Source organism: Leptodesmis sp. (genome assembly GCF_052746595.1).
This window is the reverse complement of record NZ_JBRAGO010000007.1, coordinates 39689-65386: the sequence shown is the minus strand read 5'-3', so window position 1 is coordinate 65386 and position 25698 is coordinate 39689. Positions and strand designations below refer to the sequence as shown.

At 50.7% G+C, this 25698-nt stretch carries 20 protein-coding genes; 10 read left to right on the top strand and 10 right to left on the bottom strand.

Annotated elements, in window-relative coordinates:
* Positions 1-6: 6 nt before the first annotated feature.
* From ACUVQO_RS02920 to ACUVQO_RS02895, 6 genes are all read right to left on the bottom strand, one after another.
* The gene (locus ACUVQO_RS02920; RefSeq protein ID WP_445924398.1) at positions 7-432 is read right to left on the bottom strand and encodes a KGK domain-containing protein; all 426 of its coding nucleotides are present in this window, start codon (positions 430-432) and stop codon (positions 7-9) included.
* 1 nt (position 433) lies between these two features.
* Complete coding sequence (gene ccsB / locus ACUVQO_RS02915) at positions 434-1399, bottom strand: c-type cytochrome biogenesis protein CcsB (protein ID WP_445924397.1); 966 nt, start codon at positions 1397-1399, stop codon at positions 434-436.
* A 287-nt stretch (positions 1400-1686) separates the two neighbouring features.
* Complete coding sequence (locus ACUVQO_RS02910; RefSeq protein ID WP_445924396.1) at positions 1687-3384, bottom strand: DUF3352 domain-containing protein; 1698 nt, start codon at positions 3382-3384, stop codon at positions 1687-1689.
* Positions 3385-3489: 105 nt separating this feature from the next.
* On the bottom strand, positions 3490-4638 hold the full coding sequence (gene cofH, locus ACUVQO_RS02905) for a 7,8-didemethyl-8-hydroxy-5-deazariboflavin synthase subunit CofH (protein WP_445924395.1): 1149 nt from the start codon (positions 4636-4638) through the stop codon (positions 3490-3492).
* A 76-nt stretch (positions 4639-4714) separates the two neighbouring features.
* The gene (locus ACUVQO_RS02900; protein ID WP_445924394.1) at positions 4715-5434 is read right to left on the bottom strand and encodes a circadian clock KaiB family protein; all 720 of its coding nucleotides are present in this window, start codon (positions 5432-5434) and stop codon (positions 4715-4717) included.
* A gap of 77 nt (positions 5435-5511) precedes the next feature.
* Entirely contained in the window at positions 5512-6897 is a 1386-nt protein-coding gene (locus ACUVQO_RS02895) for a type IV pilus twitching motility protein PilT (RefSeq protein WP_445924393.1), read from the bottom strand.
* A gap of 338 nt (positions 6898-7235) precedes the next feature.
* On the opposite strand from ACUVQO_RS02895, the gene ACUVQO_RS02890 reads away from it, so the two are divergent.
* The 4 genes from ACUVQO_RS02890 (at position 7236) to fba (ending at position 13856) form a co-directional block, all read left to right on the top strand.
* Entirely contained in the window at positions 7236-8351 is a 1116-nt protein-coding gene (locus tag ACUVQO_RS02890; protein ID WP_445924392.1) for a potassium channel family protein, read from the top strand.
* 586 nt (positions 8352-8937) lie between these two features.
* Entirely contained in the window at positions 8938-9381 is a 444-nt protein-coding gene (locus ACUVQO_RS02885; protein ID WP_445924405.1) for a carbonic anhydrase, read from the top strand.
* 153 nt (positions 9382-9534) lie between these two features.
* Positions 9535-12381 (top strand): cation-translocating P-type ATPase, encoded by a 2847-nt coding sequence (locus ACUVQO_RS02880; RefSeq protein ID WP_445924391.1) that lies wholly within the window; start codon positions 9535-9537, stop codon positions 12379-12381.
* A 392-nt stretch (positions 12382-12773) separates the two neighbouring features.
* Positions 12774-13856, top strand: coding sequence for a class II fructose-bisphosphate aldolase (gene fba, locus ACUVQO_RS02875; protein ID WP_445924390.1), 1083 nt, complete (start codon positions 12774-12776; stop codon positions 13854-13856).
* Between the two features lie 129 nt (positions 13857-13985).
* Here the strand turns inward: fba and ACUVQO_RS02870 are convergent, their stop codons facing one another.
* A complete protein-coding gene (locus ACUVQO_RS02870; RefSeq protein WP_445924389.1) occupies positions 13986-14333 on the bottom strand; it encodes a resolvase in 348 nt (115 codons plus the stop codon).
* Positions 14334-14849: 516 nt separating this feature from the next.
* Here ACUVQO_RS02870 and ACUVQO_RS02865 point away from each other — a divergent pair.
* The 6 genes from ACUVQO_RS02865 to ACUVQO_RS02840 all read left to right on the top strand — a co-directional run bounded on the left by ACUVQO_RS02865 (position 14850) and on the right by ACUVQO_RS02840 (position 20324).
* Positions 14850-16085, top strand: coding sequence for an LL-diaminopimelate aminotransferase (locus ACUVQO_RS02865; RefSeq protein WP_445924388.1), 1236 nt, complete (start codon positions 14850-14852; stop codon positions 16083-16085).
* 292 nt (positions 16086-16377) lie between these two features.
* Positions 16378-17718 carry an efflux RND transporter periplasmic adaptor subunit gene (locus tag ACUVQO_RS02860; RefSeq protein WP_445924387.1) on the top strand — a complete coding sequence of 447 codons (1341 nt, stop codon included), beginning with the start codon at positions 16378-16380 and terminating at the stop codon, positions 17716-17718.
* Positions 17719-17729: 11 nt separating this feature from the next.
* The gene (locus tag ACUVQO_RS02855) at positions 17730-18995 is read left to right on the top strand and encodes an ABC transporter permease (protein ID WP_445924386.1); all 1266 of its coding nucleotides are present in this window, start codon (positions 17730-17732) and stop codon (positions 18993-18995) included.
* Between the two features lie 10 nt (positions 18996-19005).
* Positions 19006-19680, top strand: coding sequence for an ABC transporter ATP-binding protein (locus ACUVQO_RS02850; RefSeq protein ID WP_445924385.1), 675 nt, complete (start codon positions 19006-19008; stop codon positions 19678-19680).
* A 14-nt stretch (positions 19681-19694) separates the two neighbouring features.
* The gene (locus ACUVQO_RS02845; protein ID WP_445924384.1) at positions 19695-19988 is read left to right on the top strand and encodes a hypothetical protein; all 294 of its coding nucleotides are present in this window, start codon (positions 19695-19697) and stop codon (positions 19986-19988) included.
* 42 nt (positions 19989-20030) lie between these two features.
* Positions 20031-20324 carry a hypothetical protein gene (locus ACUVQO_RS02840; protein ID WP_445924383.1) on the top strand — a complete coding sequence of 98 codons (294 nt, stop codon included), beginning with the start codon at positions 20031-20033 and terminating at the stop codon, positions 20322-20324.
* Here ACUVQO_RS02840 and ACUVQO_RS02835 read toward each other — a convergent pair.
* The 3 genes from ACUVQO_RS02835 to ACUVQO_RS02825 all read right to left on the bottom strand — a co-directional run bounded on the left by ACUVQO_RS02835 (position 20299) and on the right by ACUVQO_RS02825 (position 25548).
* Complete coding sequence (locus tag ACUVQO_RS02835) at positions 20299-22266, bottom strand: S9 family peptidase (protein ID WP_445924382.1); 1968 nt, start codon at positions 22264-22266, stop codon at positions 20299-20301. The two genes, ACUVQO_RS02840 and ACUVQO_RS02835, sit on opposite strands and share 26 nt — an antisense overlap.
* 400 nt (positions 22267-22666) lie before the next feature.
* Positions 22667-24394, bottom strand: a complete 1728-nt coding sequence (locus ACUVQO_RS02830) for an ABC-ATPase domain-containing protein (RefSeq protein ID WP_445924381.1) — start codon at positions 24392-24394, stop codon at positions 22667-22669.
* 68 nt (positions 24395-24462) lie between these two features.
* Complete coding sequence (locus tag ACUVQO_RS02825) at positions 24463-25548, bottom strand: glycosyltransferase family 4 protein (protein ID WP_445924380.1); 1086 nt, start codon at positions 25546-25548, stop codon at positions 24463-24465.
* Positions 25549-25698 lie beyond the last annotated feature (150 nt).

Sequence of the window (25698 nt, the reverse complement as noted above, 5' to 3'; positions counted from 1 at the left end):
ATACTCTTAATATTCGTCCTCTGCTCTGTAGATATCATCCAGGTCAGCACGAGGACGTTCGACTCGGAAAGATTGTTCTCGACCTGTACGATAATCCTCAAAGCGAGGATCTGCTCTTTCTAAGCGGCGCAGTTCACTACTACTGGAACGACGTTCAGGCAGGCTGGCGCGAGGGGTATCAGGCGCAAATTCGAGACGGATTCTGACTCTGCCGCGTTGCCAGCCCTGGGTACTAAAACGTAGCGCTTCGCATTCCAGACCATCACTGAACCAGCCTTCATTCTCTTCGATCCAGTCCGCTTCCCGCTCACTGATTGCCTGAGCTAATGCATCTAAGAACTCGCCGACTTTGAAGGTAGGGTTGGCCATCAAGACACGCCCTACGCTCACAAACAGCACTTCATCGTTATTCAGTGGTTGAAAATCATTCATGTTAGAAGAACCAGCCGTAGCTGTGTAACCCTTTGCCCAACAAATTAACACCCAGGTAGCAAATCCAGACCACCAGGAACCCGGTTGCTGCCAGAATTGCTGGACGACGGCCCTGCCATCCCTTGGTGATGCGGGCATGGAGATAGGCCGCAAATACCAGCCAGGTAATCAGTGCCCAGGTTTCTTTGGGATCCCAACTCCAATAGGAACCCCAGGCTTCGTTTGCCCAGACTGCCCCAGCAATAATCCCTATAGTCAGGAGGGGAAAGCCCAACCCAATAATCCGGTAACTGATGTTGTCAAGGGTGTCTGCCAGGTTTAACCGTTGTGGAGAGAGAGGTTGAGGGGTAAGCATTATAGCCACAGGGGAAGCCTTTTCCAGCACGATTGTCCCACCACTGTTTGCGGAAGAGGTTGATGGAACGGGTTCAGGAACTGGAGGAACTGTGGATTCTCCAGCCCGATGCAATTGATAGCTGCGATCGCGATAACCTCCATTACCCACGGAACTACCCCGCAATTCCACATTTTGTCCACGGGTGACGATGAGAAAGGCGATCGCCAGCAAGGATCCCACCATCAACGTGGCATAACTCAGCATCATGACACTAACGTGCATCATCAGCCAGTTGGATTTCAACGCAGGAACCAGCGGTGCTGATTCCTGCATAGTATCTGGTAATGAAAGGGCAGCAAACGCGGTAATGCTCATCGCCACAGGAGCCGTGATGGCCCCGATAAGACGATTACGGCTCATCCGCTCCGCCACAAAATGCATCGTGGTCATGCCCCAGGCCAGGAAAAACAGGGATTCATAGAGGTTGCTTAACGGGAAATAGCCAGCCTCCAACCAACGTGCTGCCAACAAAGCGGCCATACAAAGGTTGGCGATCGCCATGCCCGTTGAGCCGGCAGTACTCAGATGGGGGATTTGTGGGAACATGGCCCCCACCCAATACACCAGCATTGTGACAAGTAGAACCGCGAACGATACATTATCAAGAATGTTCTGGAGCTTGACTAGATCCATGTGACTCCCCAGGCGTAATAGAAGCCCAATATTAAGGTTGACTGTCTCTATCCTACGATGTCATAACATTTTGGAGGGGATGGATTTTGGAGTGAATTGTCCTTCGTTCTCCGTCTTTTGTCCCTTATCTTTCGTTAAAGATGCATAACGCATGACCCATGACAGATCTTCTGATGCCTTTCGAGATCACGCGAGTTTTCCTACGGAAAAGATTTTGATGGTAGTTAAGGGCTGGGAGATGCTGGTGAAACAGTTGGGGCAGGTAAGGGGCCAGGGTTTTTACCTTTTTGAAGTCCAATGAAGACATCGTAACGGCTGGTGCGATCGTCCGTGATGGCGGCAGTCACCCCAATGGTGCGGATGGCGGCGACCAGTTCCTTATTCCCTGATGGGAGTTGGAGAATTGGGAACTTTTTGGAGTTGATCGCCTGATCAACGTTGGCAAAAAAGTGGCCATTATTCGGCTTCAATTCTGTGGGCATTGCGTTCTTGAAGACTTCACTGTCGGCTAGAGGTTGAGCGGGGCGGGGGACAATCGCGTTCACGATCGGTGCTCCCAGAGTCAGGAAAGCCACATCTCCATCCATCCATCCCCGGTTGATCACTGCGCCGCTTTGCGGAATGCTCCAGGTGGTCACAGGTTGCCCCCCCGCTTGAGTTTCCTCAACCTTGAACTTGTACCGACTGGCCATGGCCTGATCCAATTTTTGCAGGGCGGTATCCGCAGCCCGACGATCGCTGGCTTTGACCAGGATCATGAGGCTAAATGGCAGCCCTGGAGAGGAACCTTCTGGGGCCGCAGCAAGGGCGATCGCGAATTCGTCGTCCATCCAGGCCAGAAAGTCTTGATCCCAGTCCATGCCGACCGTGGATTTTACGCCCGAACGAATGACATCTGGGTTAATAGGTGTGACTGGATTGGAGGTAGCTCCCTGAGTATAGTCTTGCCAAAACTTTTTAAAGTTTCCACCTGAAGCCATCAAGATTGTATCGGCAGGCAAACGGCTAGCCATTAACCTGGCATTATTCTGAACCGAAAACTTGCGTTGGCTATCTGGCTTCAACCAGGAGACACTTTTAAGCTGCAGTCCTTCCGGCTGCAGGGTAACTGTTGCGGCTAATCCCTGATTCTGCTGCATTTGTTCCAGGTTTTGAGGTGGAATGGAGCGGCCTGAGTTGGCGGCTGTTAACGCGACGGCGGCAGGCACGTTAATGTACACTTTGCCAAACGGTTGCTCCACTTTAACCTGGCCAAAGGCTCGGCTATATCCAGGAGTTCCTACCAGGGAAGCTGCTCCCTTATAGGTATCGATCGCTTTGTCTGTAATCTTAGGATCCGTGGTGACGACCAAAAACTTACCATCCAGTACTGTTGCGGAGTAATTTTGAGTGGCAGAATTTTGGGTTTCCCGGATTTGAAATCCTTTATAGCTGCGTTCTACCAACTTACCGGCATCGGCAGCGCGAGGAGCCTCTAGAATCTGTTTGGCTTTCAGGGGATCGCGAATGGGCAACACGATCATCGCCGTTTGTTGGGTGTGGGCACTGGGAGGTGCGGTGAAGGGAGGCGGAGATAAAAAGGCAACAGTCGCCTCTGCGCCAACCCAGGGCTGAATGTCTTTCTGATAATCAAATCCATTCGCGGTGAGGATGCGATCGCGCACTTGCGCTAAGTTTTGATCAAAGGCAGCCTGACTTTGTGGTGTGCCAAACTGCCGCAGTCGATCCCATTGACTTTGATCAGTGGTTACGGAAACGGCCATCAACGCATCTTGAGGAATGACCTCTCCGCCAGTCAGCAAATCTCCGGGCGTGGCTTTGGGCTGAGAAAAATACCAGTAGGCAGTTCCCCCTCCGGCAATTAATAATGCGGCTGTTCCTAACGTCAGCAGAAGGGTCGGCTTTTTTGTCTTGGCAGGCATAGGAGAACGCTTGTGAAGGAGTTGAAATGGGCAATGCCCCTGTCACTTTAGCAAACCTAGGGCGATCGCAACAGGTAATTGGGGTGAAGAGCCTCTACCGGAGCATTACTGGTATCCTGGGTCAATTTTCGAGTAGAGTGTATCTCGCTGCTGGTGAGGACGCCCCAAGGAGGCAATCGCGGTTTGCAGTTGCTCCACTGTCACACAAGTGCCGCCCTGAGCACCGGCCATGGTCGTGATATGCTCCTCCATCAACGTGCCGCCAATGTCATTACAGCCCCAGCGTAAAGCTTCAGTTGCTCCGGCCAGTCCCAGTTTGACCCAACTGGGTTGGTGGTTGGCAATCCAGCGTCCTAGGTACAGCCGCGCCACAGCCATCAGTAATAACGCATCTGCCAGCACTGGCTGATCGCGTCCGACTCGCCGTTGCAGGGGTTTGGGCGCTTCTTGACCAACGAAGGGCAGCAGAATGAACTCGGTGATCTGAGCTGGATAGTGGTTGAGTAAGGAGTGTTGCTGCAGCGATCGTAGTCGCTCTAAATGACCGATCTGCTGTTCTGGAGTTTCAATGTGGCCCGAGAGCATCGTGCTGGTAGTGGGTACACCCAATTGATGGGCGGTACTGACAATCTCCAACCAGGTGGCACTATCAATTTTCTCTGGGCATAATACCCGACGCACCTGATCATCCAGAACCTCGGCAGCCGTGCCTGGCATGGAGCTAACTCCAGCTTCCCGGAGTGCGGTGATCACCTCAGCATAAGTCAGACCATCCTGACGAGCGATAAACTGGACTTCCTGGGGAGAGAATGCGTGCAGATGCAGTTTGGGAAATTGATGTTTGATGGATTCTACAAGCTTGACATAGTAGCTTAGGGAAGCACCGTTAATTGTTGCGTTGGGGTTCAGGCCGCCCTGCATGCAGATTTCTGTTGCGCCGCGATCGACTGCTTCTGCTGCTTTTTCCAGAATCTGGTCAACAGCTAACCAAAAAGAGCCTGCCTCCCCTTGATCACGGCGAAAGGCACAAAAACTACAGTGTTGCTCGCAGATGTTGGTGAAGTTGATGTTGCGATTCACCACATAAGTGACAGTATCGCCTACGAGTTGCTGACGCAGCTGATCAGCCACAGCGCGAATCTGGGCGATCGCATCCGGAGAAGTCTGTTTTAGCAGCAAGACTCCCTCATCCTGCTGTAAATCTTGCCCTGATAGAGCGCGTTTCAGGATCGCCTCAACTGTTGTCATCATCATAGAAGAGATTAGGTAAAGGTACAAACCTTAGCCTAACCTGGGACTTTTCCTTTTGTTTGATTACTCCTCAATCAGATTACTCCTCAATCAAATTAAGCAGTCCCAACAGTTGCTCAACATTCTCTAGATTGCCAACAATACGACGAATGGGTTGCGGCCAGACTCTGACCAGCGTGGGAGTGGCGGTTATCTGGTCTAACTCAGCTTGTTCTGGATGCTGAGCGACATCAATGACTTTTAGTGAATAGGGCTGATCTAGCACTTGCTCCAGCAGATGATATAGGTTTTGCAAAACTCTTTCTGTAACAGTGCTGTGATCTGCCACAAAAAGCCGCAGTACATAGCCCTGAGTTTCTATCTGCTGGGCTACAGGTTTTAACCCAACTTGAGTAGGAAGGCGATTGCTGTTCCTGAAAGGACTCTGGTCATACCGCAAAATTAAATCGTGACATTCCCAGATCTGCGGAAATTCTGCCCGGTAGGCACTTAGAATCATTGGATCACACACTTCACGGCGCAGGGGGGTAGGATGCCAGATCAACCCTGACGTGCCAAATACGGCATTTAACAGGGGCTGATAGCGCATGACCAGAGGAGAGGCTTCGGCCACCTGCTGCACTTGATCAGTGACCGGATCGACTGTGCGATCGACGGTCGCGGCATAACAGGTGACCAAAAAATGAGGCAGTTCTGTTAAGCCCAACCAGTGCTGCAACATCTCACACAAGTGGATATGCCAGTGAGCCTGTTTTTGCGAATCAATACAGTACACCAGATCCCCACCTGGGGTAAACAAGGCAATACCCTTAAACCCCTGAAGCGATGATGTTACAGCCTGGATTATGCTGCTCTCCATTGACCCCGATCGCTCTCTTAGCAACGCCCTCTTAACATTTGCGCCATTTCGTTTGGTTTCGGTGACATTTCCAGAGCGGTTTCCTCTGTAATGCGTCCGGCTTCATAGAGTTTATAGAGGGATTGATTCATCGTACACATACCGTCAAAGGTACAGCGCGGAATCAATTGCTCCACTTCATCTAGATCGCCCCGCCGAATATAATCGCGAATCGCATCTGTGTTAATCATAATGTCGTGGAAGGCCGCTCGCTTACCATCTGTCGTGCGGCATAAGCCTTGAGCAATTACCCCCACCAGAGATTCAGCTAAGGACACCCGTATGGGTTCCTGCTGATCAGGTTCATACAGTTGCAGAATCCGCTCAATTGTTTTAACAGCACTATTTGTGTGCAGCGTTCCCATAACTAAGTGACCGGTTTGGGCGGCTTTCAGAGCCGTATTAACCGTTTCTTTATCCCGCATTTCACCCACCAGAATTACATCGGGGTCTTCCCGGAGAGCTGCTTTCAATGCATTGTCGAATTTGCGGGTGTGAATGCCAACTTCCCGGTGTTTGATCAATGCCTTTTTACTACGGTGGACAAATTCAATGGGATCCTCAATGGTAATGATGTGTTTGGGCATCTCCTTATTCATATAGTCGATCATGGCGGCTAGGGTCGTGGACTTACCAGAACCTGTTGGGCCAGTAATCAGGATTAACCCTTTGTGATAGTGACAGATATCTTTGAAAACGGGTGGCAGGTTCAGCTGCTCGATTGTCAGAATCTTGAGGGGAATCAGCCGCAAAACCATGGCTGGGCCATACAACGAGTCGAAAATGTTAATCCGAACACGGGCAAAGTCATACTGAGTAGCACCATCATAATCTAGTGTCTCTTCAAAGCGGCGAATTTCTTCATCGCTTAAAATTTCCCGCAGCCAGCTAAAGAAGGTCGGGCGATCGGTTTCGGGCCAATCCGTTGGTTCGATTTCACCCCGGTTCCGGTAGCGAGGCACTTCGCCAACTCCCAGATGGATATCTGAGTAGCCTTTTTCAAAAGCCACTCGCACCACCTCTGCCAGGGAGGGAGAACCATGTGTCGATGCCTGCTGGACAGGGGGTGGGGGTGGCGCAGGGCGATGGCCAGGGGTGGAAGAGACTTGCGGGGAAGCCCCAGAGGAGGCCACCTGGGTGGGAGCTACTGAGGTTGGTACTCCTCTTTGAGAAACCATCGTTTGCCCTGTTGACTGGGAGGATACCATCGTAGGAGTTATGGCATTAGACGATATAGGAGTGGTCATTTGCTGAGTTGCAGCGACGGTAGTTCCATGACTAGCCGTAATGCGGGTGGGTGGGGGAACTGGAGGAACACGAGGAGGTGGAGGAGGTGCAATGGGCTGGCGCTGTAACTCTGTCATAGCTTCGTTCTCTCAAGTGGCTTGGGTTTCTGTAAAACGTCTATTCAACATGAGGTAGATGGCACGATCGCAATAGAGGAAAATGTCCCGTTATTTTATTCAGGAACTTTTAAGGATTAAATGCGGAATGTGCCGATGTTTTGATTGGAAATTTTTCGGTTAGCAGGGTAAATCCGTAGCAACTTGTCTTAGCCAGTTTGCCCAAATCTTAGTGTTCAGTATCAACTTACCGCGATCGCCCATTTAGCGGGCTTGAGTATTGTAAGTACAGGTCTAAATCGATACATTCAATTAGCTGTCATAGCTTTTTACCCCCTGTTCATGATGAAGAAGCACTAATGGTGAGAACCAATACCGAAACTGGCCTTGTGAACACCGCTCTGTCCAATTCCCAACTTCGGATTCAGCAGCAATATCGTCAAATTCAACGGGAGTTGCTGGAAGGAATACTTTCCCTGTTTTTCGTATTCCTGCTTGGTACAGGTTGGTATCACCTCGTAGAAGGTTGGCACTGGGTAGAGGCCGCTTATATGTCGGTGATTACCCTGGCAACTGTTGGATTCATGGAAGTACGGCCTCTGGGCGATCGCGGGCGGATTTTCACAATTGTGCTGATCGTGCTGGGAGTGATGAGTATTGGGTACATCGTTAACCGATTTACAGATGCCCTAATTCAAGGATATTTTCAGGAAGGACTGCGATTGCAACGGCTCCAGCGACAAATGGAATCTCTGTCAGGGCATTATATCATCTGTGGATTTGGCCGCATGGGCCAGCAAATTGCCGCTGAATTTCAGGCCGAAAAAATTCCGTTTGTGGTGGCCGATTCCGAAACTGAACCACTACAAATTGCCACCCAGTTAGGTTATACCGCCTTGCAGGGGGATGCCACTCGTGACGAAACGTTAACTCGACTTGGGATTCAGCGGGCTACCTGTTTAATCACCGCCCTCCCCTCCGATGCAGAAAATCTCTACACGGTTCTCTCTGCCAAGACTTTGAATCCCAAAATTCGAGCGATCGCTCGTGCCAGTACGGAAGAAGCCCTCGTCAAACTGCAACGGGCCGGAGCGGATACGGTCGTGTCGCCTTACATCACAGGGGGCAAACGGATGGCAGCGGCGGCACTCAGGCCACAGGTAATGGATTTCGTGGATGGTATTCTATCGGGCGGTAGTCGTACCTTTTATATCGAAGAATTTGAACTGGATCCGGAGAACTGTCCTTACCTGGGGCAAACGCTGGGAGAAGCCCGATTGCGATCGCAGTGCGGTGTTCTGGTTTTGGCCATTCGCCGGGTAGATGGCACTCCCATTGTCGGTCCTACTGCCGATACGGTTTTAATGCAGGGCGATCATCTGATTTGCATGGGTACCGCTAATCAAATTCGTCACCTGAATCAGATTTTGTTCCCGATGCGATCAGATCTTCCTCGCCCACCCAAGCAGGCCTAGCAATTCAAGAAATCGATCGTTTGCATACTAATCCATCTAAGTCACCCTAGTGACTGAAGTCTCAGCTATAGGGAGAAAACCTGCCGATGCAGGTTACTGAAAACCTTGATTTTATTAAGTCTGCCAACGCAGACTTTGTTAGCGTAGTCGCGGTTGTAATTGTCGGATACTTTTCAAACGCCTTCTAATTGAGCAAATTTAGACCGATAGTGATCCAGAGCAGCCGATACGGTGGAGCAGTTACCAGAACAAGTCCAGTGCATTTTTTATTTACTGGGATTTATAAAGAATTTGTTGCTAGATATTAAGTTTTAGTAGACCCGGTTTATCCTGAAAAGCATTGCAAGCTTGACGCTGAAAGCTTTTTAGTGTGCTCAAGCCGTCTCTGCTTTACGAAAGCTGTCCTTGGTTTCCCTATCCCTAATTGCCATAGAGTGTTTTCTAAAGACGTAATTACACCATTCAACCCTACCAAATTAAGCACTTTGAAATGATATCAAAGGCTCTGAATTACTGTTATTCAAAGGCAGGACATGCACATGGATGTTAGTTTGATTCTCTCCAACATCCTGAATCCACCAGTCCTATTCTCAGTTGTGCCGATTCGCGAGTTCCGGCTGAGATTGTGTTTGATGCAGGCATTGGTGATTTGTTTGATATTCGTGTTGCTGGAAATATTGTCACAGCGGAAGTATTGGGCAGTCTGGAGTATGCCGCAGTACTTTTGGGCACCAGTCTAATTATGGTATTGGGGCATGAACGTTGTGGAGCCGTGACTGCTGCTGTGCAGAATGAATCCCTCTTGGGTAGCATTGGCTCTTTGGTCAAGGCGATTAAACCTGCCGTTAACCGGGTCAAAGATAGTGCAGATGACTTAATTGAACTGGCAGTTGTTGAAAACGTACATTACCAGACTGAGCAGATGCAACAGCGGTCTTCTGTCCTGGCTCAACTGGTTAATGAAGGAAAGGTCAAGATTGTGGGTGGTCGTTATGACCTGGACACAAGAGTGGTGTCGGTGGTGACATAGGTGGCCGGAAGATGACAAGCGGGCGATCAGTTTGGATGGGATGTGGTTCACTCTAAGCATCAATAGCCACCAGGCTTGGCACTAAAAAGTAGTACTATATTTGCAACAAGTATTGCTTGTCCCTAACCCGCAGAATTCTGGACTCATTCATCTATGTCTTCCAGTCATTTGTCCCATCCCGCTTCTGATCCAGGACATCCCACTTCCTGGCATGTCCTGGATGCAGAGAAGGCCGTTATTTTGTTAAACAGCGATCGCGCTAAGGGCCTCACTCCGGCTCAAGCAGCAGAGCGGTTGCAGCAGTATGGCCCCAACGAGTTGATCGAAACCAAGGGCCGCAGTTCGCTAGAAATACTGTGGGATCAGTTCAAGAACATCATGTTGTTGATGCTGATCGCGGTGGCGATTATCTCTGCTGTTCTGGATGTCCACGAGTCTCTGGCTTCCGGCCAGTTTGTCTTTCCCAAGGATGCGGCGGCAATCTTTTTGGTGGTTTTGCTCAACGGCATTTTAGGCTATGTGCAGGAAAGTGGAGCCGAAAAAGCCCTGGCTGCTTTAAAAAATCTGGCTTCCTCAAAAGTGCGCGTGATTCGAGATGGTTGTCCGCTGGAGGTGGATGCTAAAGAACTGGTGCCGGGAGATATCATGCTGCTGGAAGCTGGGGTGAAGATCTCGGCAGATGGTCGGATTCTGGAGGAGGCCAACCTGCAAGTGCGGGAAGCAGCGCTCACGGGAGAAGCCCATGCCGTCAGTAAGCAGGCCAATCAACTGTTACCTGCGGATGCTCCCCTGGGCGATCGCACCAATCTGGTTTACTCCGGCACAGAGGTTGTGCAGGGACGGGCGACGGTGCTGGTCACGGAAACGGGAATGCAAACCGAACTGGGTGAAATTGCCAGTGCCTTGCAATCTGTTGAAACAGAGCCCACTCCCTTGCAGAAACGCATGAGCCAGTTGGGAAATGTTCTGGTGACCGGAGCGTTGATTCTGGTGGCGATCGTCATTATCGGAGGAACACTGTTCAATCCGTCCCTGTTCCAGGAATTGGTGAAAGTGTCTCTCAGTATGGCGGTGGCGGTGGTTCCTGAAGGGTTGCCAGCTGTGATTACGGTTACCCTGGCCCTGGGAACACAACGCATGGTGAAGCGGCAGGCGCTGATCCGAAAATTGCCTGCGGTGGAAACCCTTGGTTCTGTGACAACAATTTGTTCGGATAAAACCGGGACACTCACCCAAAACAAAATGGTCGTGCAAGCCGTGCATACCGCCAGTTGCTCGGCACGGGTGACTGGGGAAGGCTACAGCCCGGAAGGGGAATTTGTGGCCGCTGGTGAGATGGCAAGCAGTGTTCCCATCAAGGATCTGGCTGAACTACAACTACTCATGCAAGCCTGTGTGTTGTGTAATGATGCCGTGCTGCAGAAGGAGTACGGGGAGTGGGTCATTTTGGGCGATCCAACGGAAGGTGCTCTACTGGCCGTGGCAGGCAAGGCAGGATTACGCAAAGATGATCTGGATTACCAGTTTGCCCGTGTGGCAGAGTTTCCCTTCTCATCAGAACGCAAACGCATGAGCGTGATGGTGAAAAATACACCGGACAATAGAAGTGAACTCTTTCCCTTCCTGATGTTCACCAAAGGGTCGCCGGAGTCGACGCTGGAACGGTGTCAATATATCCAAATCGGGACTCAGCAAGTTGAGCTTACAGAGGCGATGCGATCGCAGATCTTAGAGCAAAATAATCAACTAGCCAGTCACGGATTGCGAGTTCTGGGATTTGCCATGAAATCGCTGAGGGAATTACCCCCAGAAGCCTCCGAAGATGTGTCTGAAGCGGATCTAATCTGGCTGGGACTGGTGGGAATGCTGGATGCTCCCCGACCAGAAGTGCGAAATGCAGTGGCCAAGTGTCGTGCGGCGGGCATTCGTCCGGTGATGATTACGGGTGACCACCAGTTGACGGCCCAGGCGATTGCGGAAGATTTAGGAATTGCCAAACCGGGCGATGGTACGCTGACCGGACAACAATTAGAGAAACTCAGTCAATCTGAACTGCAATCGCAAGTGGAGCATGTCAGCGTTTATGCGCGAGTGTCTCCGGAACACAAACTGCGGATTGTTCAGGCGTTGCAACATAAAGGTGAAATTGTTGCCATGACGGGAGATGGTGTCAACGATGCTCCTGCCCTGAAGCAGGCGGATATCGGTGTGGCGATGGGGATTACGGGCACGGATGTGAGTAAGGAAGCCAGCGATATGGTGCTGCTGGATGATAACTTTGCCACGATCGTGTCAGCGGTGGAAGAAGGTCGAGTGGTTTATACCAACATTCGCCGCTTCATTCGGTACATCCTGGGGAGCAACATCGGGGAAGTACTGACGATCGCCGCTGCTCCTCTGCTCGGACTAGGTAGCGTACCGTTGTCTCCCCTGCAAATTCTCTGGATGAACCTGGTGACAGATGGGATTCCGGCGCTGGCCCTGGCCGTTGAACCCGGTCGCCCAATCGTCATGCAACAACCACCCAAGAATCCCAAAGAAAACATTTTTGCCAGAGGTCTGGGGGCTTATATAATTCGGATTGGGGTCATTCTCGCGATCGTGACGATCGCTATGATGGCCTGGGCTTACAACTTCACACAACAAAACACCTTCGGCGGTACGCTGGATCCCGATCGCTGGAAGACAATGGTATTCACTACCCTATGTTTAGCTCAAATGGGGCATGCGCTGGCCATTCGATCGAACACTCGCCTGTTTGCTGAAATCAATCCATTGACGAATCCATACCTGATGGTTTCCGTGGTACTCACCTCAATTCTGCAACTGTTGTTGATTTACATCCCCCCACTGCAGAAGTTCTTTGGCACCCATATACTATCCTGGCAAGAATTGCTGATTTGTATTGGCTTCAGCACCCTCATCTTTATCTGGATTGAGGCGGAAAAACTGCTCCTGCGCTGGTTCAGCCGTCGTAACAAAGTGGGATATCCCCAGTGAGGGAACCATAGAGTCCATTCAGCAGTGAACAACTGAAGAGGAGTCTGCCAGCCCTGCCCAGCTTCTTGCACCGAATTAAACCTTGTCCAAGTCCAAAACCGCCTTTTCTCTGGATATTACTGGATAGCGATGGTATAACTCTACGGATGCACGTTAGGACAGTTTCTGCAAACCGACTGCAATAGCTTGTCCTAACGTGCTTATGATGTAGCTCCTTGCCAGCATGAATAGTACAAGAATAAAAATATATAAGAAAATTAAATAGTGATTTTTGCCTACTATTGTGTCTTGTTTAGGTAAACGCACCCCCTGTGGAACGCAAAGTATCTTAAGATTATCCTAAGCATTACTCGTGTCTATAAGCTGATCACAATCAACCAGGAGGACTCTCTATGGCGCTTGTCCCTATGCGACTGCTGCTCGATCATGCGGCAGAGAATGGTTATGGCATTCCCGCGTTTAACGTTAACAACATGGAGCAGATCCAGGCGATCATGCAGGCAGCGAACGAAACCGATAGCCCGGTGATCCTGCAAGCTTCTCGCGGTGCCCGTTCTTATGCTGGTGAGAATTTTCTGCGCCACCTGATTCTGGCTGCGGTAGAAACCTATCCCCATATCCCAGTAGCAATGCACCAGGATCATGGCAACGAGCCTGCAACTTGCTACTCTGCAATCAAAAATGGCTTTACCAGCGTGATGATGGACGGATCTCTGGAAGCCGATGCAAAAACCCCCGCCAGCTACGAGTACAATGTGGCTGTCACCAAGGAAGTGGTGAAGGTCGCTCATGCGATCGGAGTCAGTGTGGAAGGTGAACTAGGTTGCTTAGGTTCTCTGGAAACTGGCATGGGTGAAGCCGAAGACGGCCATGGATTTGAAGGGAAACTGGATCACTCTCAACTGCTAACCGATCCGGATCAGGCTGTTGATTTTGTCATGCAAACCCAGGTGGACGCGCTGGCCGTTGCGATCGGTACCAGCCACGGGGCCTACAAGTTCACCCGAAAACCTACTGGAGAAATTCTGGCTATCAGCCGGATTGAAGAAATTCACAAGCGTCTGCCCAACACCCACCTGGTAATGCACGGATCCTCCTCCGTCCCCGAAGATCTCCTAGCCCTGATCAACCAATATGGTGGTCAAATCCGGGAAACCTATGGTGTACCTGTAGAAGAAATCCAAAAGGGCATCAAGAGCGGTGTACGGAAGATCAACATCGACACCGATTGCCGTCTAGCAATCACAGCAGCCGTTCGGGAAGCTCTGGCAGCAAAGCCTTCTGAGTTTGACCCCCGCTACTTCCTGAAGCCTTCCATCAAGTACATGCAAAAAGTGTGTGCTGATCGGTACAAGGAATTCTGGACTGCCGGAAACGCTAGCAAGATCAAGCAAGAACCTGTTGAAGTTTACGCTATCAAGTACAAGAAAGGCGAACTAAACCAAGTAGCGGCTAAAGCAACAGCTACTGTATAGCGATCGCAGGATTAGATGCAGTCACTGTAACCTTTCTCATAAACACAGGACTGCTTCTAGCCAAGGTTTACATCCTGAGTATTGAGAACTTGACGCATCCGGGTAGTGTTCGCCCTATCCGGTTTTCTTTTACGATCGCGTCTTCAAAAGTTGATGAATACTCCGCAGCTCTGCCAAAATCTCTTCCAGCAATTCCTGAATTTCCGTCTTGGGCGTTTCTCGCACTTCGATCGTCACATTCTTAATCTTTAGAACATCTCTAGCAAAGCGAGCCACCTCATTGGGGTGAAACATCAATACATCGTCTTTATTCAGGCGCATTTCTGGATTCAGGCGTGTTGGGTCATAGGGAGGGTTGAGAGTATTCGGATCAGTGTTGGCATATCGATATACTGATGCTCTGGATCGATTGAGAGTCTTTTGCACAGCCTCAATATCCATCAGCCCCCCTGCCTCTATTCCAGCTTCAAAATCCATAGCCTACAGTAATATCAAATTTAGACTCGCCAATCTTAACACAGACATTCCGCTGCGCTACGGGAACAGCCGAGTCTGCAACAGATCAATGGCAACCACTACTCCTAAGGTACCCAGCAGCAAAAAAACTATACCAAGTAGGGGATTGTCGTCTAGCAACCAGGCTCCAACCCAGCATAAACCACACGTTAGCAGAAATAAAACAGCCACTAGGGCAAAAGTCCTTAGATACCCCAAGACTGCCTCCTCACAAAGTTTCTAAGGTCTGGTTGCCTAGCTGGGCAGCCTGAATCTGAGACAAGGGTCTCATTGAGCAGCTTACCTTCGACGCTGCTGAGATTTTAAACCTTGTCCAAGTCCAGAACCAGAGTTTCTCTGATTGGAAAACGGCCGCTCTCTAGCTGGACTTGGTTGAGCAGTCATTCTTTAGCCCACCAGTGCTCTCTATCTGAAGGAGTCCGCTCTAAGGAATAATGGTGGTTTAGACGATCGCGACCAGGATTTTCAGAAATCATCATGGCAACTATCAACAACCACTATCTCAAGCTGAAAGCAGGCTATCTGTTTCCCGAAATTGCTCGCAGGGTGAATGCATTTGCAGACGCTCATCCCACGGCTCAGATCATCCGGCTGGGGATTGGCGATGTCACAGAACCACTGCCTGAAGCCTGTCGCACCGCCATGATTAAAGCCGTGGAAGAAATGGGAGATCGGGCAAGCTTCAAAGGCTATGGCCCAGAGCAAGGCTATGGCTGGCTGCGAGAAAAGATTGCGGCTCAGGACTTTCAGGCACGAGGCTGTGATGTAGATGCCTCTGAGATCTTTGTCTCTGATGGCTCTAAATGTGACTGTGGCAACATTTTGGACATTTTTGGGCATGACAATACGATCGCCGTCACCGATCCGGTCTATCCCGTTTATGTGGATACTAATGTCATGGCCGGACATACGGGAGAAGCCAATGAGAAAGGGGAGTATGGCGGTTTAATTTACCTTCCGATTACAGCAGAGAATCACTTCACAGCCACGATTCCCTCCCAAAAAGTGGATTTAATTTACCTCTGTTTCCCCAACAACCCCACGGGGGCTACTGCTACCAGGGAGCACCTGCAAGCCTGGGTAGACTACGCCCGTGCGAATGGCTCGATCATTTTCTTTGACGCAGCCTATGAAGCGTTCATCACCGATCCCACGATTCCTCACTCGATTTATGAGATTGCAGGAGCCAGGGAGTGTGCGATCGAGTTTCGCTCTTTCTCTAAAAACGCTGGATTTACAGGCACCCGCTGTGCCTTCACGGTCGTCCCCAAAACCCTCACAGCCAAAGCGGCCGATGGCTCTGATGTAGAACTGTGGAAGCTCTGGAATCGCCGTCAGTCCACCAAGTTCAATGGGGTGTCTTACATTGTGCAACGAGGTGCAGAAGCGGTCTACTCCCCGGAAGGACAGACGCAAATTAGAGCGCTGGTCAGCTTCTATATGGAAAATGCCCGGATTATTCGGGAACAACTGACCGTCGCTGGAATTGCCGTCTATGGAGGGGTGAATGCTCCCTATGTATGGGTGAAAACTCCTCATGACCTTTCCAGTTGGGACTTTTTCGATAAGCTGCTGCACACCTGCCATGTCGTTGGTACACCTGGCTCCGGTTTCGGTGCTGCCGGGGAAGGCTATTTCCGAATTTCCGCCTTTAATAGTCGGGAAAATGTGGAAGCGGCGATGAAGCGGATTATAGAGAAGTTCAAAGTCTAGAAAAGTATCCGGCGGTTAAAACTGCGACTACACTCACCAAGCCTGCCGACGCAGACTCAATACAATCAAGATTTTCAGTAACCTGCGTCGACAGGTTTTCTCGATATAGCCGCAACTTCAGTCGCCAGGGTGATTAGTCCTAGCTGAAAACTTCAAACTCTATTCCATCGCTCTCTGCCGTCCTAAAACCGTAAAGTTGGTTTGAACTTTTCCTGAAACGCTAGAGTCTAAGGATAATGAATCATGCGCTGGCTGAGAAAGAACTGAGGATGTGGCAAGGAGTGCCAAATTGGTGAAAGACCTGATTAAACTGAGGCCACCCAAATGGTTGCTGGCTCTGCTGGTACTTGGGCTAGTAGCAGGTGGCGGCTATGTAGCATACAGCCAAATCACAACAGCTCAACGGCAGGAAGCACGGCGACGGATTCAAACCGCTACGGTAGAACAGGTAAATCTGCCCGTTACCATTTCCGCCAACGGGACGGTGCAGCCAGAGCGTTCTGTGAATGTCAGTCCTAAGACCTCTGGGAAACTGAAACAACTGCTGGTAAAAGAGGGCGATCGGGTTCAGGAAGGTCAGGTTCTGGCTTACATGGATGACTCTAATCTGCAAGGCCAATATACCCAAGCACAGGGACAACTGGCCCAAGCGAGAGCAAACCTGCAACGCACATTGGCGGGTAACCGCGCTCAGGATATCGCTCAGGCTCAGGCTCAGGTAGAAAGCGATCGCGCCGCTTTGTGGCAGGCTGATCAAACCTTTCAACAGAATAAGCAACTGTATGAATCGGGGGCGATTACCCAGCGAGACTTTAATACTTCTCTGGCGACTCGTGATCAAGCAGCAGCCCAACTGACGCGCTCTCAACAAGCGCTGGCCTTGCAACGAGCTGGATCTCGGCCTGAAGATGTGGCGCAGGCTCGCGCTCAGGTCAAAACCGCCGAAGGCCAACTACAAACCATTCGGGCCCAACTTGAGGATACGATTATCCGCGCTCCTTTCAGCGGCATCATCACTAAAAAATTTGCGGATCCTGGAGCCTTCGTCACGCCAACCACGTCTGGCAGTTCAGTCACGTCGGCCACTTCTTCCTCCATCCTGGCTCTTGCATCCAATAATCAAGTCGTAGCCAACGTAGCCGAGTCCAATATTGCTCAAATTAAATTAGGCGTTCCTGCGACGATTAAAGCCGATGCCTATCCAGGGCAGAGCTTTAACGGACAGGTAATTCAGATTGCGGCTCAGTCCACCACAGTGCAAAACGTCACCAGTTTTGAAGTGAAGTCCTCGGTGACAGATCCGAAAAATTTGTTGAAAGCGGGGATGAGCGTTAATGTTGATTTCAACGTTGGCACCCTAAAGAATGTCCTGGTGATCCCGACGGTCGCTATCACTCGACAGGAAGGAGCCAGCGGTGTACTGGTGATGACCGGGGAACAAGAAAGCCGTCGTCCTGAATTCCGGCCCATTACTACCGGAGCTACGGTCAATGACAAAACGGTCGTTTTATCTGGCCTTAAGGCAGGGGAACGGGTGCTGATTAGCTTCCCTCAAGGTGAACGACCTCAATCGAGAACACCGTCTGTCTTTCCAGGAATGGGTCCAGGAGGCGGTGGTGGTCGGAGGCGGTAAGGAGTGTAGGAATGGCAGGGTTAAAACGGATTCGACTAACGAATGTTTCGCTGGGTGAAGTTCTGCAAATGGCGGCAGATGCCTTGTGGAGTAACCGCCTGCGAACTGGACTGACAATGTTGGGAGTGATTATTGGCATTGCATCTGTGATTACCGTGACCTCGGTAGGACAGGGCGTACAACGAGCCACAGAGCAGCAGATTCAAGCTTTGGGATCCAATGTCATGCTGATATTGTCCGGTGTGGCGCGATCGGGCGGCATCAGTCAGGGAACGGGATCTGCTTCAACCCTGACCTGGGAAGATGCCAAGGCGATCGCCACGCAAGTTCCTGCAGCCAAAGGCGTAACTGCTTTTCTGCAACGACCTGCGCAAGCTGTTTATGCCGGACAAAACACCTCTACCAGTTTGTTGGGAGTGGATCTGGCCTACCCGGAGGTGAAAAACATTCATCCCAAAGAAGGCCAGTATTTCACCCAGGCGGATCTGGATAGTGCCCGACCTGTAGCGATTCTGGGCACGAAAGTCCGGGATGACCTGTTTGGCTCGGATGGCAGGGCAGTAGGGGAAAATATTCGCGTTCAGGGCAATAATTACACCGTGATTGGCGTAATGGAACCCAAAGGCTCTGTGGGTGGCATGGATCAGGACGATCGCATCTATATTCCCCTGACCAATATGTCTTCCCGCATTGTGGGCAATAATGCCATCAACGGCGTGGCGATCAGCGGCATCTGGGTACAGGCGGCAGACGATGCTCAGTTAGAAGCGGCCCAGTTTCAAGTCACTAACCTGTTGCGGATTCGCCACAATATCTACCCTCCTCAACCGGATGATTTTCGGATCAGCAACCAGATTGACATTATTAATGCCTTTACCAATGTTGTCGGTTTATTTACGGTGATGGTGAGCGCGATCGCTGGGATTTCCTTAATCGTCGGCGGTATTGGCATTGCCAACATCATGCTGGTTTCGGTCGTCGAGCGCACTCGTGAAATTGGCATTCGCAAAGCCGTTGGCGCGACCAACAGTGCTGTCTTAAACCAGTTTTTGACTGAAGCCGTTCTAGTTTCCTTGGCTGGCGGCGCGATCGGCACTGCCCTGGGAGTTGGGATTGCCTTTGCTGCCGCCGCCACCTTTAAATTTCCCTTTGTCATCTCCCTCTGGTCAGTCAGCGCAGGCTTCGGCCTGTCTACCGCCATTGGCCTGATCGCCGGAGTCATTCCCGCCCGGAATGCGGCTCGCCTGGATCCAATCATTGCCCTTAGGAGTGAATAGTTAAGACCCTATGGCGACCATGATCTGGATGGAAAATATCACGAAGACCTACCGCTTAGGAGAAGTGGATATCCCTGTGTTGAAAGGCATTGACCTCTCGATTGAAGCGGGGGAGTATGTTGCCATTATGGGCGTGTCTGGGTCTGGGAAATCTACGTTGATGAATATCATTGGTTGCCTCGATCGCCCCACCAGTGGTCATTATGTGCTGGAGGGAAGAAACCTGACGACTCTAACGGATGATGAATTAGCTTATATTCGCAATCAACGCATTGGCTTTGTGTTCCAGCAGTTCAATTTATTGAGTCGATCGACGGCCCTAGATAATGTCATGTTGCCAATGGTGTATGCCAATGTCCCTAAAGCTCAACGGCGACGACGAGCGGAAGAAGCCCTAACAAGAGTGGGTTTAGCCGATCGCATGGGCAACCGTCCGAATCAGCTTTCGGGAGGGCAACAACAACGGGTTGCGATCGCCCGTGCCTTAGTCAATCGTCCGGCTCTGGTACTGGCAGACGAACCTACCGGCGCACTGGATACGCAAACCTCTCAGGAAGTCATGAATTTAATGGCAGACCTGAATCGTCAGGGCATTACGATCGTGATTGTCACCCACGAACATGACATCGCTGCTCAAACCCGCCGCATCATTCATGTGAAAGATGGTCTAGTGGTTGATAACTGACAAATATCATATTAGTGAAAGCCATAACGACTGCCCAGGATAGAAATGAACCAACCCTGTCTGATGTAATTGAAAGGTTAGACAAACTGGCTCAAAACCAGGAAAGACTGACTCAGAATCAGGAAAGGCTGGCTCAGGAGCAGGAAAAATTGATTCAACAGCAAGAACAGTTTTCTCAGAAACAGGAACGGTTTCATGAGCGACTCAGCAACTACCAGCAAGCGACTCAATGGTTGATACAGTTGGCGTTCACGTTAATTGCATCGGCGACATTAACAGTTATTATCACGTCCGTTTTGAAACGCTAAAGATTGACCCACAATAGTTCAAGTGAACTATTCAATGGATTTATGCGAGCAAGGATTGAACAGCAAATTCTGTTGATTCATCAGGACGATGTACCACAGTACAAGAAAAATGGCTCTGTGGTGAGGAACAGCTACTTTTGGGCGTTAAAAGCGATCGCGGCACAGACGAACCGCTTTCGAGACTGGGAGTATGATTCGGAAGTATGGTTAGCCTTACAGCGAATGTTACTGGCCTTTACGGAATCCAGCTACCTGAACCTGCGAGAAACCCAACTGGAATTTCCGGCAGAATACGATATCCCCGCCATCCTTAAACCTGTTGCAACCTGGGAATAGTCAGATTCTCGATCGCCACAGGTTCGACCTCATCTGCCATCGCAAAGCCAAACACTTTGGCATAGAAATAAAATTCTCCATCTAAGGTGCGTTTAATATTCTCGGCTTTGCGGAAACCATGCTGTTCTCCTTCATACAACACATAAGCCACGGGTAAGCCTTTTTTTCGCAATGCATCTACCATCATTTCCGCCTGATTCGGGGGCACAATCTTATCCTCATCTCCCTGAAAGAAGATGACGGGACAGTTGAGGGATTGTGTGGCGTGAATGGGCGATCGCTCAATATATAAATCCTTGCGTTCTGGGTATGGCCCAATCAGACTATCCAGATAGCGGGACTCAAATTTGTGGGTGTCGGTAGCCAACGCTTCCAGATCGCTCACCCCGTAGTAGCTAGCTCCGGCCTTGAAAACATCCCGGAAGGTCAGCGCACACAGGGTTGTATAACCGCCAGCACTGCCACCGTCAATCACCAGCCGATCGCCATCTACCTTCCCCTGTTCTGCCAGATATCTGGCACCATTGGCACAATCATCCACATCCACAATGCCCCATTGCCCCTTCAGTCGTTCCCGGTATTCGCGCCCATAGCCTGTACTGCCACCATAATTTACATCCAGTACGGCAAATCCCCGACTTGTCCAGTATTGAATTTTTAAGTTAAAGGCGGCAGAGGTTGCACCCGTTGGGCCACCATGACTTTTCACCAGCAGAGGCGGACGTTCCCCTGCAGTTGCCTGAAAGTCTTTGTTTTTGGGCGGATAGTAAAAGCCATAAGCCGTCAGATTGTTTTCTGTGGGAAAGGCGATCGCCTCCGGCACAGATAGATAGCCTGGGTCAATCTCTAACTCACTAGAACGACGCAGAACCTGCAGTTGATGCGTGACTAAATCCAGTTGGACGATCGCTCCCGGTTGCGTGGCTGATCCCGCATTGAACACCACTTTGCCCTGAGTACAGTGAACCCCACTAATCTCGGTGTAAGGGGTTTCGATGGCAGTCAATTGTTTCGTAGTCGGGTTCAGACTCGCTAGGTAGGAAATACCATTCTGGGTATAGGTGCAAATGAGCTGTTCTGCGGACTCAAAATCATAGCTGGAGTAGCCAAATACCCACTGAGGAAAAGCAAATTCTGCTGCCATTGGACACAGTGCTTCAACTTCTCCCCCCTGAGTAGTAGGAATCCAGCGGTACAGATTCCACCAGTTAGAACGATCACTGACAAAATACAGTGTTCCATCCGGTGACCAGAGCGGCTGCACAATCGACTCTGCTCCTCCTCCGGCAATCCGTTGAGCCTGGGCGATCGAGCCGTCGGCACTCACTTCCCCCACCCATAACTCGGTGCTGTCCCAGGGCATATTGGGATGATTCCAGCAAATCCAGGCCAATCTAGAACCATCTGGACTGAGACGGGGGGCCGCATAAAAATCATTGCCAGATACCAGCACGGTCTGAGTGGCATCCTGACCGTCCAAACCCAGACTTACCAGAGTATTCACAGGTTCTCCCTCGCCCGTATGATCCTCGCGCACGCAAATTATCCGGTGACGTTGAGCATCAACCACGCCATCAGCGTACCGCCATGCCTGCTCCGGAGTAATTGCCACAGGTTCCTGACCTACATCCTGACGATACAAGCGCTGATCGGCAAAGTTGGAGAAATAAAGCGTTCCCTGATGCACCAGAAAGGCTCCGCCGCCATACTCATGCACCCGCGATCGCACATTAAACGGTGGTGGGGTGACATCACTGATCTGTCCATCTGCCGTGCGACGCACCACCACATTGCGCCCTCCCTCCGTCGGTCGCAGTTCGCTCCAGTACACCGCGTCCCCATCTAGGCGCACTCCTCCCAGCCCGATCGTGCCAGCCACAATCAGGTCAGAGGTGATGGGAGATTTCCAGGAACCATAGGGAGCGATGCGAGGTTCAGTCATGTTTGTATTTGCACTCTAAATGGGTATCACTTCGAGGATAAAGGTTTTAGCACCAATTGGAAAAAGGGTCATGGGAGTTTTAGCAGCAAGATGGCTTTTTACTCGAATTCATGCCAACAACTTTCTGTCCCAATGATTGTTCTTTAAATCTTGATTGTATTGAGTCTGCATCGGCAGGCTGGGTGAGTGTAGTTGCGAGTTTAACCGCTGGATACTTTAATGCTGCACAATCAAAGTCAACAATAAAGTGATCGATGAGATATCGCCTTAATATTCGTAATGGAAATACTTGCAGGCATTCTATCCAAAGTTTTTTCTCCGATACCTCAGTGCCATTTTGTGTCTGTCTTTAGAGCAGATTGCCGTATACCAGTCGAGGTGGGGTTGGCAATCTATCCAGTCAGCATGTAGGCGATCGTTGTGAGCTTGTACCGGTCGGTACTAACGATCGCCAGCGATTCAAGGCGGCGGCTAACTCGAAGCGACGGAACAGGGCAAAATCACCGGGAGGGCAATAGGTCAGGGAATCAAAGCCATTGCTGGCAATTTCTGCCATGACCTGATCCAGAATTTCTGAAATGGTGTATTTACCTGTCAGATAATGCGGTTCCAGATAGACTAAGGTGGCCGCGATCGCTCTCAGTTGCGCTGGATCGTCCAGTTGTTCAACGGCTGAAAGATCAATGTCTTCCCGGTCAATCACGATCGTATGCAGTTCCCGAATTTTCCACTTCACGAAATCCCGGCCTGAATGGCGAGGTTGGGGGCGGGGCAGGGTGCGGCAGGGCAGAGGGCCAAATTTGGAACCTCCTTCGGGAGTGCGATGAGTGGCATATTCAGCCGCGATCTCCCGTGCCCGATCAGTGACTTCCTGGGGTTGGAAATCCTGCATAGCAATCACCGTATTCGCCACATCAAAATAGTCACCACTGCCCCCCATGACCAGAATCGTAGAAATTCCATGATCCGTAAACAACTGGCCCACTTTATCAATGAAAGGGGTGATCGGTTCCTTCTCTTTGGCAATCAGGGCTTGCATCCGGCGATCGCGGATCATAAAGTTGGTGGCTGCCGTATCTTCATCGACTAACAGCAAGCGGGAACCTGCCTCTAGGGCTTCCATAATGTTTGCCGCTTGAGAGGTACTGCCACTGGCATTTTCTGTAATGAAGTGGGTGGTCGATTGCCCTAGAGGTAACTGATTAATAAACGGCGAAATATCCACACCCGCCACACTGCGACCATCTTCCGCCCGAATTTTCACGGCTGTGGAATCCGTCACCACCAGTTCCCGGCCATCTCCCGGAATGTGATTGTAGACTCCTAACTCGATCGCCCGCAGCAAAGTCGATTTCCCGTGATAGCCGCCGCCGACAATTAGCGTCACTCCGGCAGGAATGCCCATCCCCGTCACCTTACCCCGATTTGGACAGGTGAATTCCACTCGTAAAGACTCCGGAGCTTGAAACGAAAGTCCTGTTTTGAGGGGGCGATCGTCTACCCCACTGGCTCTCGGTAACACAGCCCCATCGGCAATAAAGGCCACCAGTCCCCGCTGCTGTAACTGCGATCGCAACCAGTCCGCATCCTCAGCCGTTTCTCCATGTCGCTGCACCTCATTCGCCTTCAGAGAAGCATAGTGCAATGCCTGCTCCACAATTTCCGACAAGTCCTCACATAGCATTTCCGCTGCCTGCCGTCCTGCCACCCGTCGTCCAAATGCGGGTAAACCAACGACAAACCGGGCTTCTACCCAGTCGTCATTGATCAATACCGACGTACGCTCCAGAATCGTTTGCCGGGGTTGGGCGATCGCAATTAGGCCGCTACTACCACTACCCCGTCGCTGGCGAGTCGATTGGGCAACGCGATCGAACTGGCGAGTCAGGTAATCGCGCAATGCCACTTCCCGACTGTGATTATGGTAGAGCGCTTGGGGAAATTTGGCTTGCTTTTGGGGAACCTGTACCCGAAATTGGCTGGGAGAAGCAAAGGGATCCCCCTGAACGCGATCGACCAGCAACGTAAAAGTTGGGAACTGATAATGCCGTTCTAGGTCTTTGTATGCCTTGTAGTTTTGTTGATCAATCCGGTTAAGAAAGCGCCGTAAATCTGCGTCAGTAGCCATAGTCTAATGGGATAACAAGATGATGAGATGACAGGATGATGAGTACGTCCCATCATCACCCCCTCCTATCATCCCATCATCCTTTGGTTCAAAATCGCCGCAAACCAGCGCTCTACCTGATCGCTCATCGCCTGCAGAGAATATTCCGCTTCTACATAACGGCGGCAGGTCAGGCGATCGATCTGGTCTAATTGAGAGATCGCATCGACTAACCCCTGAACGTGATCTGGTTCCACTAACCAGCCGGTTTTTCCGTGCTGCACAATTTCTGCAGGACCACCTCGCGCATAGGCAACTACGGGTACGCCACAGGCTAAAGCTTCGATCGCCACATTACCAAATGCCTCTACCCATTTGGGAGTCATCAGCAACGCTCGACACTGGCCTAGAACCTGCTGCAATTCTGCGGTGGGTAAAAATCCTTCATAACTTACTGGAGCATCCGGATACTGATCGCAAATGTCATGCCAGTAGGCCGCATCCTGTAACACCCCCCAAACTTTGAGGGGAGTGTTGGTCATTTGAGCGGCCACGACGGCATCTTCCAATCCTTTTTCGGGAGCCAACCGTCCCACCCAGCCCAGAGTATTTTCTGGCTCGGCACAAAAGTTGTACTGTTCCATGTCAAAGCCATTGCCTACTACCCAGAAGCGATCGCTACCAGGAAACGTTTCAGCCTGAGCGCGACTATGAACCGCAATGGTATGAGGAAATTGCTCTGCTACCTGATTAATAATCCGATCCATGGCATGGGTAAGGGAACCCATGCTAACCAGATGTGCAACAGGAGTGGCCAAAGCAGCAGTTAAGTAGAAGGGCAACCAGTCATAGGCAAAATTTAAAATCAAATCGTAATTGTCCTGCACTTGAGAGGCATAGTTCCACATTTCAGCCAACACCGAGTTAGGAGGCATTGCAATCCACGCATCCCGACCTTCGTTTTGAGCAGTAGGATGCAGATCTCCGAAAACCTCAACTAAGGAAGCATCTGGCAAAATTGAACCAGCCGGAGCAACCACCGTTACCTCATGGCCTCGTTGCTGCATCCCCTGAACCATGTTTCTTAAGGTCAGTTCCACCCCTCCTCCCAATCCCGAACCCAGTGGCCCAACTGATGTGGATAGAAAAAGTAAATTTAGCGGTTTCTGGAACATAGGGGATGTTTGTCTTCTGCCTGTGTAGAGATTCTTTTGCTTGCCATCCTCACTTTAAAGAAAGTGTGAGGATCAGGGCAAATTTCATACTCTCTTCGTATTAGCCGATAAAATTTACGAAGCAGTACGGTTGGTTTCGTGCGGCTGTGC